The following is a 13,906-nucleotide window of genomic DNA, read 5'->3' on the forward strand; positions in this document are numbered from 1 at the left end:
CCTTCGAGTGAGCGGGCGTCGTCACCGAGTGAAGGCGCTCAGCCCCGTGACGGCACGGCCGACGATGAGGGAGTTCATCTCGTGGGTGCCCTCGAAGGTGTACACGGCCTCCGCGTCCGCGAAGAACCGCGCCAGGTTCCGATGCACGCGGATGCCCTCGGCGCCCGCGATCTCGCGCCCGAGTGCGACTGTCTCGCGCAGACGATCAGCCGACCAGGTCTTTGCGAGCGCGGCGGTCGCATCGTCGAGGGCGCCGCGGTCCTTCAGAGTCGTCAGCCGCACGGCGAGCGCCAGCGTCGCCTCGGCGTTCCCGAGCATCCGGGTGAGCTTCTCCTGAACGAGCTGGAATCCCGCGATGGGTCTGCCGAACTGCTCGCGTGCCAGCGCGTATCGCAGAGCTGACTCATATGCCCCGATCTGCAAGCCTGCGGCATTCCAGCCGATCACATACCGCAGCTGTGCCAGGATCGCCGAGAGATCCGAGAAGGAGCCGATGCCGGGAAGGCGCGCGTCGGCGGCGAGCGGGACATCGTCGAACCGGATGTCGCTGTTGCGCACCATGCGAAGGGCGATCTTCCCGTCCACGTCGCTCATCGTCACGCCTGGCGCATCGAGCGGCACGAGAAACGCATTCACGCGGCCGGTATCGGCGTTCCGCGCAGGCACGATCGCCAGCTGCGAGATCGGCGCGTTGCCGATCCAGCGCTTGTGTCCGCTCAGCCGCCACCCGTCTCCGTCAGGGGTTGCGAGCGTCGCCATGCCGCCCGCGACATCCGAACCGTGCTCCGGCTCCGTGAGGGCGAAGCATCCGGTGGTCTCGAAGCTCGGGATGCCGGGGTCGAGTGCGGCGATCTGCTCCGGCGATCCGCCGCCTCGCAGCACCGTGCGGAACATGCCGGTCTGTCCGCCGTAGATCGTGCCGATCGACGCGTCGACCCGTTGGAGCTCCAGGTGTTTGAAGCCGACGTAGTACGGGCTGAGGCTTCCGTCCTGGCGCAGCAGGACCTCGTCGTCCTCCAACCGGAGGGCGGCCAGCTCTGCGCGCAGGTGCACGGGGCATTCCGCCTGCTCCCACCAATCGGCGAGGTGAGGCGTCGCCTGCTCGTCGAGCAGGCGACGCAGCTGCGCCAGCTTCGCGCGCTCGCCGACGGTGAGGAGGTCGTCCGCATAGCCGAGCCTGTCCGTCGGCTCGGCGAGCGGATCGGGTGGAGACGCGATCACGCGTGGGCTCCTTCGGCGCGCGCGGCGAGCTCCTCCGCCGCATCGGCCCTGATCCGCGCGAGCGGGACCTTGCCCGTCTGGGTGCGGTCGAGGCTCTGCCGCACGAACAGGTGCCGCGGCTTCTTGTAGCCGGCGACGCGCTCGCCGACGGAGGAGATCACTTCGTCGACGTCGACGGGCCCCGTCGCGGCGATCGTCGCACACACGACCTCGCCGAATCGCGGGTCGGGGAGGCCGAAGACGATCGCGTCATCGACCGACGGATGCTCGATCAGCGCCTCCTCGACTTCAGCCGGATACACCTTCTCACCGCCGGTGTTCACGACAGCGCTGAGCCTGCCCAGCAGATCGATCGTGCCGTCGCCGCGGGCGCGCGCCCAGTCGCCTGGCACCACATAGCGGTGGCCGTTCATCTCACGGAACGTCTCGGCGGTCTTCACCGGATCGCCGTAGTAACCGCGAGGGAGGATGCCGCGGAACGCGACCAGCCCGAGTGTGCCGGCGCTCAGCGGGAGCTCCCGCCCCTTCTCGTCGAGCAGCGCCGCATCCGGCGTCAGCGTGAGCGGCGCGGGCAGATCGTCTGCCGAGCGCGACGTGCCGAGCGCGTACGGCCCTCCCTCGCTGGAGGCGAACATGTCGACGATCGTCATGTCGCCGAGTCGGTGCAGCCGCGCCTTCGCCTCGTCGCTGAAGCGCATACCGCTGCTGATCACGCTGGTCACGGTCGGAAGGCCGTTCGCCTTCTCCGCCGCCTCTGCCAGTGGCAGCGCCAGAACGTCCCCCGCGACGATCAGCCGGGTCACCCCGTAGCGGCCGATCAGCTCATACGCTGTGCCCACGTCCATCCGGGCAGCCGCGTGCATCACGATCGTTCCGCCGAGCGCCAGGGCGGCCATCGTCGCGGACTGGGCGGTGCCGTGCAGAAGGGGGCTCATGGGCAGGGTCACGACCCGGGGCCGCTCGGCATCCGCCGCGATGCGGACGGCTGCGGCGACGTCGGCAGGCGGTTCGGCGCCGATCAGCCCCCAGGTCGAGTGGCGTCGGGCGATCAGGAGCGTATCGAGATCCCACACCACCGCGCGGGGACGTCCCGTGGTGCCCCCGGTGTACAGCCGCATCTCCGCGCCGCGCGGTGCGGGAGGCAGAGCGGGGCCGTCGTCCGCGAGCAGCGCGCGGTAGTCCGTCGCCCCGTCCACGGCATCGCCGCCGTCGTCGACGGTGATCAGCTCGACATCGAGCCCGGCCGCCGCCTCAACGGCCAGGGCGGACATCGACGTCGGAATCAGGAGCACGCGCGAAGATGAGTCCACCAGCAGGTCGCGCACCTCGCCCGCGCGGTACCGGTAGTTGATCGCGACGGGGGCGACGCCGATCGCGAGGCACGCCCACAGGAACACGAGGAACTCCGTGCGGTTGTACAGGAGCGTCGCCGCCGCGTCTCCCGTGCTCAGGCCGCGGGAGCGCAGGTGGGCGGCGAGGGACGCCGCCTCGTCGCGGAAGCGGCCCCAGGTCATCTCGTCGTCCGCCGTCGCGGCTGCGAGGCGCTCGGGAACGGCCCGGGCGATGCCGTCCCACAGGTCGCTGTAGTGGATCGGGACGGTGGACGACGTCGAGGTCTCGGCCATTGCCTGCCTCATTCGTAGTGCCTCAGCACGAGTTCGGCGACGACGGCGGGCTTCGGCGCGCCCTCCGTCTCGAAGACCAGCGCGAGGGCGACCTGCCAACCGCCGTCGACTCGAGCGACGTCCGCGACCGAGCCGCGGACCCGGATCTGAGCGCCGGAGCGCACGGGGTGGGGGAACCGGATCCTGTTGAAGCCGTACACGATGCCCGTGCTGGTGCCCTCGACGCGGTAGATCTCCCGCAGATGGGGCACCACCATCGACAGCGTCAGCATGCCGTGTGCGATCCGCCCGCCGTAGGGCGAGGCGGCAGCGGCCTCCGCGTCGACGTGGATCGGGTTGTCATCGCCGGAGAGTGCGGCGTAGGCGTCGATGTCGCCCTGTGGGATCTCCCGCCAGGAGGATGGTCCGAATTCGCGGCCCCCGATCGCACCGACGTCCGCGATGTCGGTGATCAGGGCATTCGCCTCGGCACGCTCGGTTGTGGTCTCGCTCATCGTGGCCTTCCTTCATCCGGCGCCTCGTCGCGCCGTGCCGCCATTCTGACCGGGCGACGGCGCCCGTGCGGCACCGTTTCCACGCGGCGAAAGCACGGTGTCCTCGGCGACCGCACTGGTATGACCGCCCGATTCCATCTGCTGAAAAGCACATGGAGCGCACCGGCCGTGATGGGCAGACTCGGGCCAGCCGTCGGCGTCGAAGCCGACGGGCCACGTTCCGACAAGGGAGTCGACATGATCAGTGCACGAAGCCCCAAGAGCGGGCGTTCACGCCTGCCCCGCGCCACCGCAGGTACGGCGCTCTTCGCCGCGGGTGCGCTCGCTCTCGCCGGATGCGGCGGTTCCGGACCGGCAGGAGGAGGCGAAGGAGAGCTGCAGGAGATGACGGCGGTGACGTTCCTGCCGATGGAATCGTTCACCTTCGCACCCGAGATGTACGCCTACGCAGGAGGCTACTTCGCGGACCACGGCCTCGACGTGACGCTCGAACCGGTGAAGGGCACGGCCGCTGCCGTGCAGGCGGTGCTCGGCGGAGCCGCAGACATCACACGGGTCAGCTCGATCGACTCGATGCCGCCGCTGGAGGACGGCCAGTCCATCGTGCCGATCGGCACGATGGCGTACAAGTCGAACCTGCGGGTCGTATCGAGCGAGGGCAACCCGATCGAGTCGCCCGCTGACATGGCTGACCAGACGATGGGCATGGGATCCATCGGCGGCACGAGCGAGAAGATGCTGAACCTCGCACTCGATGCAGGAGGAGTCGATCGCGATTCCGTGACGCGCCAGGCCGTGCCGGTGACCGGAGCGACCTATCAGCTCGTCAAGCAGGAGCAGCTGGCGGGCTACATCGTCAGCCTCGACACGTCCATTCAGCTGGGGCTGCAGAATCCGGATGCGGTCGTCACGGACGCCGGTCTCGCTGAGGCTCCTGACATCCAGACCTGGCTCGCCACACAGGACTCCCTCGACGATGAGCAGTCGTCTCAGAACATCACGGCTTTCCTCGCGGCGATCGAGGACGCGGTGCAGGACATCATCGATGACGCGGACAACGACTTCGAGAATGTGATCGCCACTCTGCGTGACAGCGGCGACTTCGACTTCGCAGCCCTCGACGATGACGACGTCGCCGCTCAGGCGCTGGACTTCTATGTGAACAACACCTGGGTCGACCCCGACGGTGACACACCACTGCTGGCGCACAACTCGGAAGCATGGACGCACGCGTATGACACCTACGTCGAGGCGGGCCTGCTCGATGGCGGGCAGGACCCTGCCGCCTGGCTCGATTCCGACCATCTGCCAGCGGAGGACGCGGAATGATGGCGAGAGAAGGAGCCGGAACCACGACGGGGGTTCTGAGCGCGAGCACCGCCGACGCGGGCATGCCTCGGCTGGCGATCCGCGGCCTGTCGCGCGACTTCCATACTCGCAACGGCGTCGTCCACGCGGTGCAGGGCATCGATCTGTCCATCGCGCACGGGGAGTTCGTCGCACTGATCGGCAGATCCGGGTGCGGCAAGACGACGCTGCTGCGGATGATCGGCGGTCTGCTCCCGCCGACCGACGGCAGCATCGAGGTCGACGGGCGCGCACTGTGGCGGGACGGCCAGATCGACCAGTCGGCCGTCGGCATGCTCGGCTTCGTGTTCCAGGAGAGCAACCTGTTCCCGTGGTTCTCGGTGCTCGACAACATAGCGCTGCCGATGAAGCTGCGCGGCGTGTCCAAACGCGTCCGCAGATCCAGGGCCGCGGAGTTCGCCGACCTCGTAGGCCTCGGCGATTTCACCGGGTCCTATCCGCGTGAGCTCTCCGGCGGCATGCGCCAGCGCGCCGCGATCGCGAGAGCCCTGTCCACCGAGCCGGAGCTGCTGCTGATGGACGAGCCGTTCGGCGCCCTCGACGCGCTCACCAGGGAGCGGATGAACCTGGAGCTGCAGCGCATCGTGCTGGAGACCAGTTCCACGGTCGTGTTCGTCACCCACGACATCCCAGAGGCGGTGTTCCTCGCAGATCGCGTCGTGCACATGACGCCGCGGCCCGGCCGAGTCCGCCAGATCCTGCCGGCGGAGTTCGCCAAGCCGCGATCGGTCGATCTGCAGACCGAGACCGCGTTCAATGAGATCGTGCGTCGGCTCCGGCACGACATCGACGAGGAGGAGTGAGATGTCGCGTTCTCGATTCCTGAGGGTCCTGCCGTGGATCGTCACGCCATCGCTCGTCGTGCTGATCGTGGTCTGCTGGCAGCTGGTGGTGACCCTGTTCGGGGTCAACCCGTTCATCTTCCCGCCTCCCGGCCAGGTGGGGAGGGCATTCGTCGGGCTGTTCACCGACTCGGCGACTTGGGAGGCGACGGGCATCACCGTGCTCGAGATCGTCGTCGGCTTCCTGCTCGCCGTCGTGTTCGGACTGATCGTCGGCGTGCTGCTCGGCAAGATCCGGTGGCTCGAAGTCAGCCTGCGCCCGCTCATCGTGATCGCACAGGTCGCCCCGAAGGTCGCGTTCGTGCCGCTGTTCGTGATCTGGTTCGGCTTCGGCCTCACCTCGAAGGTCGTGCTCGCGACGCTTCTCGGCTTCTTCCCGATCATGCTCAACGTGCTCCTCGGCGTGCGCTCCGTCGAGCAGGGGCAGCGAGAGGTGATGCAGAGCCTGAACGCCTCTCGCTGGCAGACCTTCCTGCAGCTGGAGGCGCGCAGCCTGCTGCCGTATCTGTTCGCCGGCATGGAGGTTGCGATCGTGCTCTCCACCATCGGCGCGATCGTCGGGGAGTACCTCGGCGGCAACGACGGGCTCGGCAACCTCGTGATCTCCGCGATGAACTCGCTCGACGCCGCCGGCACCTTCGCCCTCATCCTGTGGCTCTCGCTCATGGGACTGCTGCTGTACCTCGTGGTGAACGAGCTGAAGCGGTTCTTCATCCCGTGGCATGAGTCCGTGTACGGTCTGCGGGACATGGGGGCATAGGCAGCGGCATGCCGACGCAGTCGCGCGACCACATCCAGAGCCTGCAGCGGGGAGTCGAGGTTCTGCGGGCCTTCGACGGCTACGAGGCCGCGCTGTCCGTCGCGGAGGTCTCCGCTCGCGTCGAGTTCTCGAGGCCCGTCGTGCGGCGCATCCTGCTCACCTTCCAGGAGCTCGGCTATGCCGACTGCGTCGGCAGTCTCTGGAGCCTCACACCGCGCATCCTGGAGCTCGGGGCGGGGTACTTCGCCGCGTCCTCGCTGCCCGAGATCTCGTACCGCTATCTCCCGGTCGCGGTCGAGCGCACGGGGGAGACCTGCAGCGTCGGCGTGCTCAACGGCGACGACGTGATCCACGTCGCCCGTATCGAGGACCACAGGCCGCTGCCGGATGCCGTGCGCATCGGGCATCAGCTTCCCGTCCATGCGACGGCGCTGGGCAAGGTGCTGATGGCCGATCTCGAGGATGCCGCGTTCGACGGCCTGTTGGAGCGCCTCGAGCTGGAGCGGCACACGCCGCACACGGTCACCGACGTGCGCGCCCTGCGCGAGCGCGTCGCACGCGTGCGGGAGTCGGGCTTCGACGTGTCGATCGAGGAGCTCCATCCTGGCATGATCTCGGCGGCGGTGCCGATCCGAGTCGACGGCGCCGCCGTAGGCGCGCTCTCGGCGTCATCGACGACCGTCCGTGAGACGGGCGACTCCCTCGCGCGTCGGATCGTGCCGGTGCTGCGGCAGACCGCATCGAGCATCGCCTGTGCCTATCGGAATGCGAACCCGCAGCTGTTCCGGAAGATGTCCAGGACTGTGAGGCACTGACCGAGAAGCGCCTGTGAGAGCCGCCGTCGTTCTGGGTGAAGCCGGTCACGACTGCGGCGAGGACCCCATCAGACGGGCAGCTCTCGGCCGAGGAAGGCGCCGTCGGCTTCGAGGCGGCGCTGCAGTTCGCCGACGTCGATGTCGGCGCCGCCCAGGCCGGTGCCGAGCGCGATGGCCGCCGCGGTACCCGCCGCCTGGCCCATGGCGAAGCAGGGGCCGGTCACGCGGCCGGACGACTGACCTCCCTGGGTCATCGATGCGCAGCGCCCGGCGACCAGGAGGTTCTCCACGCGCTGGGGCACGAGCATCCGGTAGGGGAGCTGGTTGTAGCCGCGCGAATCGACTGGGGCGAAGCGGAAGGCCACGTCGCCGGTCACATGAGCCTCGACGGGCCAGCCGTTCACGCCGATCGTGTCGTCGAAGTCGGCGCAGCCGAGCACGTCCTCCTCGGTGAGCTGGTATCCGCCCAGCACGCGGCGCGTCTCGCGGATTCCGACGGAGGGTGCGATGTCGACGATGTACGAGTCCTGGAAACCAGGGGTGTGATCTCTGATGAACTCGAACGCGTCCCAAGCCTGCCTGCGGCCCTGCAGCTCCCCCCTGGTGAGCTGGTGCACGTCGGTGCCGTCGACCGGCGAGCCGTCGGCATTGGACAGCTGTGTGAGATTGGAACGCCACTCCAGGGGGTTCCGCTGCGGACGCACGATCGGCTTCTTGCGCGGGAACGCGTGAGTGCCCGCCGCCTCGGCCTGTTCCATCTGCTCCCTGACCACGCGCCAGGCGTCGCCGGCTTCATCGGGGTCGACGCCGTTGATCCGGAACATCAGCGACGGGTACATCAGCTTCTCCGACCGCTCGAACGGCGCCCCAGCCCACGCAGAGATGTCGGCGTCACCGGAGCCGTCGATGAAGAAGCGACCCCGCACGGCGGCGCGGCCGGACTTCGATTCGACGAGTACCGTGTCGATGCGGTCGTCCGCCGAGCGTGTGACGCCGACGGCCCTGGCATGGAACAGGATCTCGCCGCCGCCGGAGGTGACCAGCTCGTCCGCCGCCAGCTTCAGCGCGGAGATATCGTACGACAGCGCCTGGATGCGATCCGCGACCGACAGATGCGGCTCGTTGAGACCGTCGAGCGCGCGCATCCGGTCGAGCAGCTCATCCGCGTATCCGTGGATCGACTGCACGTCGGTGCCGAACACCCGTGCGTGCATGCCGCAGAAGGTCGCGAGTCCGCCCATCGTGCCTGCGCCGCCGAGGAACCCGTACATCTCGATCAGGAGGGTCGACATGCCATGGCGGCTCGCCGCGGTCGCCGCCATGAGGCCGGCCGGGCCGCCGCCGATCACGACGACGTCGTACTCGCCGATGACGGGGGTGCTGCGCGCGGACTCCTGGACGGTCGACGTCGACATGATGCCGGTCATGCGGGGACTCCTGCGGCTGTGGGGGAGGACGGAGCCCTGTCGCAGGGTGCACCGCACAGCACGGCGCCGCAGCTGAGGGGCTGCACCAGCTGCTCGTACTGCTCGAGATAGCCCCCACCGGAATCGCGGTCGGCGATCGGGACGAAATCGGGCCTGTCGGCGAGAACGGCCTCGTCGACCAGCAGATCGACCGTGCCGGCCTTCAGGTCCATTCGGATGGGGTCACCGTCCTGCACTCGGCCGAGGGGCGATCCGGGAAGCGCCGCCTCAGGCGAGACCTCGCCGATCGTCATACCCTGGTTCACCAGGCCGGAGAACTGCCCGTCGGTGACGAGCGCGACGCTGTGTGCGAGCCCGCGGGCGTGCAGCGCGAAGATGAAGGCGCTGGTCAGACCGAGGCCGGGCGCGCCCGTCACGCCGATGCCGCGGATCACCGCGACGTCGCCCTCGCGGAGGCGGCCGCTGGAGATCCCCGCGATGGCGTCCTCCCGGTTGCGGAAGATGCGTGCTGGCCCTTCGAAGGTGTGGGGCCCTGGGTCGGGAACCGGCCTCTTCGCGACCGCGCCGCCCGGCGCGAGCGAGCCTTTGAGCACGCTGATCGCCGGGTCGGTGCCGAAGGCTTTCGCGAGGGACCTGATGACATCATCGTCGCCCGGCCGCGCCAGTGCGGCATTGTCAGCGACCGTCGCGCCGGAGACCGTCAGCACATCGCCGTCGAGGAGCGGCAGCAGTTCGCGAAGCGTCGTGGCGGCGCCTCCAGCGTCCTCGTACTCTTCCGTCAGGCGGGGCCCGTTGGGGCGCACCGAGCACAGCAGCGGCGTCTCTCGTCCGAGCGTGCGGAACAGCTCCCACACATCGATGTCGAGCCCGGCTTCGATCGCAATCGCCTGCAGATGCTTGATCGTGTTGATCGAGCCGCCGACGGCGAGCATGGCGCGCACGCCGTTGCGCACGGCGCCCGCCGTGATGATGTCTCGGGGCCGGATGTCGCGGGCGACCAGATCGGCGAGAGCGGCGGCGCTGCGGGCGACGTTGTGCCACATCCGCTCGCCCAGCGCGCGAACAGGGGCGGCACCCGGCAGCGCCATGCCGATCGCCTCGGCCAGGATGTGCATGGAGTTCGCGGTCGCGAGACCTGCGCAGACTCCCGGGCCGAGGATCGCATCCTGCGCCTGCTCTTCCAGCCCGTCCGTCGGCTCGCCCGTCACGGCCGCCTTCGACGCCTGCAGGAAGATCTCCTCGATGTCGGCCTCGCGGCCCTCTGCAAGCCCGGAATGTTGGTAGCCGCACGGAATGACGATGGTCGGGATGTTCAGGCGCCCCGCGGCCATCAGGTGTCCCGGCGTCGTCTTGTCGCACGAGCTCAGACAGATCATCGCGTCGAGCTTGGCACCTTCGACGGCCGCCTCGATGTCGTCGACGATCAGGTCACGGCTCGGCAGGATGTACCGGCCGGCACGGCCGGCGCTCGTGACGAAGTCGCTCGGTGCGGTCGTGCGGATCTCGAAGGGCAGGAGCCCGGCGTCGCGCAGATGTGTCTTCAGGCGGGCCGCGACCTCGTCGAGGTGCGAGAAGCAGGCGGCGAGCTCAGACGATGTGTTCACGATCGCGACCTTGGGGCGGTCCCAATGCTCGCGCGGGATGCCGAGCGCCGTGTAGTGCGCCTGCCTGGCGATCGCAAGCGCCGAGGTGCGGGGAAGGTTGCTGCGGAGCGGGGAGGACATCGTCGTCCTTTCTCATCGGCGTGCCGGACTGTCGTGATTCCTTGATATCCCACGGGCGGATTCGTGTGCACGCTGTGCGTACGCAGCGACCACCGAGCGTACGAGCAGGGGGCGCGCCGGAGCGCAGGGCTCTGGATGCTCTGCTGCACACCAGGGCCCCACAGGCGTGCGACCGTCAGCGCTTCGCTGACAGCGACCGTGAGATGCCTCCGGCCGCCACGCGCACCAGGTGGGCGGCGTTGCGCTCGTCGGCGTCCTCGTACCGCATGATCAGCGACAGGGCGGCCACCACCTGGCCGCCCGGCACCGTTACCGGGGCGGCGACCGCCATGTACTCGGTGTTCAGGTCCCGCCCGCTGATGGCGTAGCCGCGGATGCGCACCTCGGCGAGCTCCCGTTTGAACGCATGGGCGTCGACTGTCGGCGGCAGCTGCTCGTCGAGCATCCGGTCACGCTCGTCCAACGGCGCGTAGGCGAGCAGAACCCGTCCGACGGCCGTCGTGTGCATGTCGTGTCTGCCGCCCACCCGCGGGCGCGTGAGCACCTGTGACGGGCTCTGGAACCGCTCGACGAACACCGTCTCGTTTCCCTCGCGGATGGCGAGATGGATCGAATAGTGGGTGATCTCGTAGAGGTCGTGCATGAACGGTCGAGCGATGCGCTGCATCGCCATGGAGCGCGGTGCGAGGGAGCCGACCTCCCACAGCCGGAGGCCCACGTGGTACCTGCCGTGGTCGTCGCGTTCGAGCGCGCCCCACTCGGCGAGCGAGTTCACCATCCGGTACGTCGTCGCAAGCGGCAGGTCGGCGTTGCGGCTGATCTCGCTGAGCGTCTGGCGCGCCCTGCCCTGCCGGAAGGTGCCGATGATCGACAGCGCTCGATCGACCGACCTCGGCAGCGCGGCTCTGGGCGGTGCTGGGCGCTCGGCGATGACCATATCTGCTCCTTGACGTCGATGTCAGGCGTCGACGGCCTGCGTCGACAGCGGGATCTCCCGGGGCGGGTTCAGCGTGAAGACCTCCACGATCGCGGAGACGCCGGCATTGTTCGCCCCTGCGACCATGATCTGCACGGATGTCGGATAACTCAAGAGTGGCACGTCATCCGGTGCTGCGGACGAACTCGCCGTGTCCGGCATCGCATCCGGATGATCGGCAGGCAGGCGCCAGTGCGATTTGTGCGAGAGTGCATCCTTGCCCACGGCGGCGAGCTCGGAGCGATCGCGACGGGAATGCTCGAAGATGAAGCGCCTGAGGTCGTCCTTCGACCAGCCGGCATCGGCGAGCATCTGCGCGTGCTCGGGTGCGAGCACGACGAGCGCGCTGGTGTACTCATGGATCAGAGCGCCGGTGCGCCGAATGCTGTCAGCCAGGTCGAGGGCGAGCTGCTCTGGGGCGGAGGTGTGCCTCGCCTCGATATGCATCACAGACCGGACGACGAAGGCTGTCACGACGGACTCGTCGGCCGCGTGGCCCTGTTCGACCGCCAGGCTCGGCCACGGACTGAGCTCCTCGTTCTCTCCGATCACCGCCGTGTACTTCGACGGATTGCCCTGTGTCGCCTGGTCGAGCTCGTGGGGGCGCAGGCCGAACACGTTGATCAGGCCGAGCCTGATCGCCCGCCCGATCGTCGCATTGGCACGGTGGCCCGACCCGAAGACGTTGCCGGCGCTGTTCAGAGAGATCTCGTTCCTGATGGGGCCGTTCACGACCGTGAACGGGGCGGTTCCCGTCGTGCTCTGCCAGATGCCGCGGCGAGGGTGAGGTTCCTTCGCGATCGCCAGCCACGCAGCGATGACCACGGGGAGGTACGCAGGCATGCACCCTGCGAGTGCAGCGTTGATCGCGGCGAGGCGCACCGTGATCCGACGGTTCAGATGCGGGATCTCGAACAGCACATCATCTGGCTCGCGCCTCGTCATCGCGAGAAAGTCCGCCAGCAGCGATTCGGTGACGGGAGTGACGGGAAGTCCATCGGTCCAGCCGCGCCCGTCGTAGTACTCCTGGGCGAGGCGCACCGTCTCCGCATCGACGGCGGGGGGCGTGAGCGTATCGGCTGCGATGCTCATTCCGCGTCACCGCCGGTCAGGATGCGCACGGCGACGGGAAGCGTGCTCGCGGCGTGCTCGCCGAGCTGGGCGTCGTCGAGGCTCGCGAACGGGTGAGGCACGGCGTGGAACTCGAAGCCGGGGAAGCCCTGCACTGCGGCCATGGCGCGTCCGGAAGGGTAGAACGCGTCGGAGACGATGCTCACGGTCGGCACGCCCGCACGCTCGAACAGAATGCCGTCGACGACGGTCGCTGCGCTGCACGAGCCGCAGTCTCCGACGCCGGTGATCACCACGTCGACTTCATCGACGATCCGCGCCAGCAGGTCGTCACCGGCCGGGGTGCCGAAGTAGTCCTTCGTGTAGAGCTTCGTCTCCGCCACGCCCTCGGAGTCAGCCAGCAGCCCGCCGAGCTTCTCGAGGAACATCGTCGTGTTGGGCTTGGTGTTGTCGAGAAGGCCCACGGTGAGCCCCGTCAGCGTTGCGGGCCGCGGCGCAAGGGTCGCGTCGTCGGTCTGTTCGTCCATGCCGGTGGGGTCCAGCAGCAGTTCGGTCGTCGTCATCGTCGGCACCTCTCGATCATCTCGTTGCTTCAGACAATCCGATTCGGCGCCGCGCGACCGGCCGGTTTCCACGCCGCGAAAACTCCCGCCGTGACGGCTTATGCGCGCGCGAGAGTGAGAGCATGACACTCAGCCCCGAGATCGTGGCCATCGACGTCCACACCCACGTACAGCGCTCTGTGCGGGCGGACACCGCGCTCGACTCCGAGAAGAGCGAGGCGATGGCCGCCTACTTCCGCACCGACGTGCACCCCCCGACGGTCGTCGACCTCGCGGAGCTGTACCGCGCGAAGAAGATGATGTGCGTCGCCTTCTCTGTGGACGACAGCTGGCTCACCGGGGAGGACAACCCGGTGAGCAACGAGGAGGTCGTCGATCTCGCCGCAGAGCATGCCGACGCGGTCATCCCGTTCGTCACGGTCGACCCGCATGCGGGCGCGCGCGGCGCGCGGCAGCTCCGGCGGCTTGCGGAGCGGGGTGCACGCGGGGTGAAGCTCCATCCCAGCGCGCAGGCGTTCTTCCCCAACGATCGGGAGACCTATCCGCTGTACGAGGCGATGGAGGAGACCGGGCTGATCGGGCTGTTCCACAGCGGACACACCGGTGCGGGCGCCGGTCGGCGCGGAGGAGGCGGCATCCGACTGAAGTACGCGAGGCCGATGCTCGTCGACGATGTCGCCGTCGACTTCCCCGACCTGCCGATCATCCTGGCCCATCCGTCCTTCCCATGGCAGGACGAGGCGCTGTCGATGGCACTGCACAAGCCGAACGTGCACATCGACCTCTCCGGCTGGTCGCCGAAGTACTTCCCGCCGAACCTGGTTCAGTACGCACGCACGCTGCTCAAGCACAAGATGCTGTTCGGAACCGACTACCCCGTGATCACCCCCGAGCGCTGGATGAAGGACTTCACGGCTCTCGGATTCGACGATGCGGTCACTCGCCTGATTCTCCGAGACAACGCCGCCTACCTCCTCTCCCTGTAGCGACCGCGCCGTGGATGCTCCGAGCGACCAGGAC

Annotated in this window: 13 protein-coding genes; 5 read left to right on the top strand and 8 right to left on the bottom strand. The window is 68.5% G+C overall.

Annotation, left to right across the window (positions count from 1 at the left end; translation table 11 throughout):
• Positions 1-21: 21 nt before the first annotated feature.
• Genes DZG09_RS11090 through DZG09_RS11100 form a run of 3 tightly spaced genes read right to left on the bottom strand, consistent with a single transcriptional unit; the run spans position 22 to position 3,340 of the window.
• A complete protein-coding gene (locus tag DZG09_RS11090; RefSeq protein ID WP_240423957.1) occupies positions 22-1,221 on the bottom strand; it encodes an acyl-CoA dehydrogenase family protein in 1,200 nt (399 codons plus the stop codon).
• A complete protein-coding gene (locus DZG09_RS11095; RefSeq protein ID WP_162893285.1) occupies positions 1,218-2,846 on the bottom strand; it encodes an AMP-binding protein in 1,629 nt (542 codons plus the stop codon). Before DZG09_RS11095 ends, DZG09_RS11090 begins: the two co-directional genes overlap by 4 nt.
• 8 nt (positions 2,847-2,854) lie before the next feature.
• Positions 2,855-3,340: a MaoC family dehydratase gene (locus DZG09_RS11100; protein WP_119697784.1), complete on the bottom strand. Its 486-nt coding sequence runs from the start codon at positions 3,338-3,340 to the stop codon at positions 2,855-2,857.
• 237 nt (positions 3,341-3,577) lie between these two features.
• On the opposite strand from DZG09_RS11100, the gene DZG09_RS11105 reads away from it, so the two are divergent.
• The 4 genes from DZG09_RS11105 to DZG09_RS11120 are packed head-to-tail and all read left to right on the top strand — an operon-like array spanning position 3,578 to position 7,125.
• Positions 3,578-4,669, top strand: coding sequence for an ABC transporter substrate-binding protein (locus DZG09_RS11105; protein WP_162893286.1), 1,092 nt, complete (start codon positions 3,578-3,580; stop codon positions 4,667-4,669).
• A complete protein-coding gene (locus tag DZG09_RS11110; RefSeq protein WP_119697786.1) occupies positions 4,669-5,511 on the top strand; it encodes an ABC transporter ATP-binding protein in 843 nt (280 codons plus the stop codon). The genes DZG09_RS11105 and DZG09_RS11110 overlap by 1 nt, the downstream gene beginning before the upstream one ends.
• Before the next feature lies 1 nt (position 5,512).
• Positions 5,513-6,310, top strand: coding sequence for an ABC transporter permease (locus DZG09_RS11115; RefSeq protein ID WP_119697787.1), 798 nt, complete (start codon positions 5,513-5,515; stop codon positions 6,308-6,310).
• A gap of 8 nt (positions 6,311-6,318) precedes the next feature.
• On the top strand, positions 6,319-7,125 hold the full coding sequence (locus DZG09_RS11120; protein WP_119697788.1) for an IclR family transcriptional regulator domain-containing protein: 807 nt from the start codon (positions 6,319-6,321) through the stop codon (positions 7,123-7,125).
• A 68-nt stretch (positions 7,126-7,193) separates the two neighbouring features.
• On the opposite strand, the gene DZG09_RS11125 is transcribed toward DZG09_RS11120, so the two are convergent.
• The 5 genes from DZG09_RS11125 to DZG09_RS11145 all read right to left on the bottom strand — a co-directional run bounded on the left by DZG09_RS11125 (position 7,194) and on the right by DZG09_RS11145 (position 12,886).
• Entirely contained in the window at positions 7,194-8,552 is a 1,359-nt protein-coding gene (locus DZG09_RS11125) for an FAD-dependent oxidoreductase (protein WP_205529150.1), read from the bottom strand.
• On the bottom strand, positions 8,549-10,276 hold the full coding sequence (locus DZG09_RS11130; protein WP_119697789.1) for a dihydroxy-acid dehydratase: 1,728 nt from the start codon (positions 10,274-10,276) through the stop codon (positions 8,549-8,551). Before DZG09_RS11130 ends, DZG09_RS11125 begins: the two co-directional genes overlap by 4 nt.
• Positions 10,277-10,451: 175 nt before the next feature.
• Entirely contained in the window at positions 10,452-11,213 is a 762-nt protein-coding gene (locus DZG09_RS11135) for an IclR family transcriptional regulator (RefSeq protein ID WP_119697790.1), read from the bottom strand.
• A 21-nt stretch (positions 11,214-11,234) separates the two neighbouring features.
• Positions 11,235-12,344: a hypothetical protein gene (locus DZG09_RS11140; RefSeq protein WP_119697791.1), complete on the bottom strand. Its 1,110-nt coding sequence runs from the start codon at positions 12,342-12,344 to the stop codon at positions 11,235-11,237.
• A complete protein-coding gene (locus tag DZG09_RS11145) occupies positions 12,341-12,886 on the bottom strand; it encodes a UGSC family (seleno)protein (protein ID WP_162893287.1) in 546 nt (181 codons plus the stop codon). The genes DZG09_RS11140 and DZG09_RS11145 overlap by 4 nt, the downstream gene beginning before the upstream one ends.
• A gap of 122 nt (positions 12,887-13,008) precedes the next feature.
• Between DZG09_RS11145 and DZG09_RS11150 the strand changes: the two genes are divergently transcribed.
• A complete protein-coding gene (locus tag DZG09_RS11150; protein ID WP_119697793.1) occupies positions 13,009-13,872 on the top strand; it encodes an amidohydrolase family protein in 864 nt (287 codons plus the stop codon).
• Positions 13,873-13,906: the final 34 nt, after the last annotated feature.

This window comes from Microbacterium halotolerans, from assembly GCF_003569805.1.
Lineage (GTDB): Bacteria > Actinomycetota > Actinomycetes > Actinomycetales > Microbacteriaceae > Microbacterium > Microbacterium halotolerans.

Bases quoted from the DNA above. Each gene is read 5' to 3' on its own strand.
- DZG09_RS11095 (WP_162893285.1), bottom strand. From the start codon at position 2,846: ATGGCCGAGACCTCGACGTCGTCCACCGTCCCGATCCACTACAGCGAC.
- DZG09_RS11100 (WP_119697784.1), bottom strand. From the start codon at position 3,340: ATGAGCGAGACCACAACCGAGCGTGCCGAGGCGAATGCCCTGATCACC.
- DZG09_RS11105 (WP_162893286.1), top strand. From the start codon at position 3,578: ATGATCAGTGCACGAAGCCCCAAGAGCGGGCGTTCACGCCTGCCCCGC.
- DZG09_RS11110 (WP_119697786.1), top strand. From the start codon at position 4,669: ATGGCGAGAGAAGGAGCCGGAACCACGACGGGGGTTCTGAGCGCGAGC.
- DZG09_RS11115 (WP_119697787.1), top strand. From the start codon at position 5,513: ATGTCGCGTTCTCGATTCCTGAGGGTCCTGCCGTGGATCGTCACGCCA.
- DZG09_RS11120 (WP_119697788.1), top strand. From the start codon at position 6,319: ATGCCGACGCAGTCGCGCGACCACATCCAGAGCCTGCAGCGGGGAGTC.
- DZG09_RS11125 (WP_205529150.1), bottom strand. From the start codon at position 8,552: ATGACCGGCATCATGTCGACGTCGACCGTCCAGGAGTCCGCGCGCAGC.
- DZG09_RS11130 (WP_119697789.1), bottom strand. From the start codon at position 10,276: ATGTCCTCCCCGCTCCGCAGCAACCTTCCCCGCACCTCGGCGCTTGCG.
- DZG09_RS11135 (WP_119697790.1), bottom strand. From the start codon at position 11,213: ATGGTCATCGCCGAGCGCCCAGCACCGCCCAGAGCCGCGCTGCCGAGG.
- DZG09_RS11140 (WP_119697791.1), bottom strand. From the start codon at position 12,344: ATGAGCATCGCAGCCGATACGCTCACGCCCCCCGCCGTCGATGCGGAG.
- DZG09_RS11145 (WP_162893287.1), bottom strand. From the start codon at position 12,886: ATGACGACGACCGAACTGCTGCTGGACCCCACCGGCATGGACGAACAG.
- DZG09_RS11150 (WP_119697793.1), top strand. From the start codon at position 13,009: ATGACACTCAGCCCCGAGATCGTGGCCATCGACGTCCACACCCACGTA.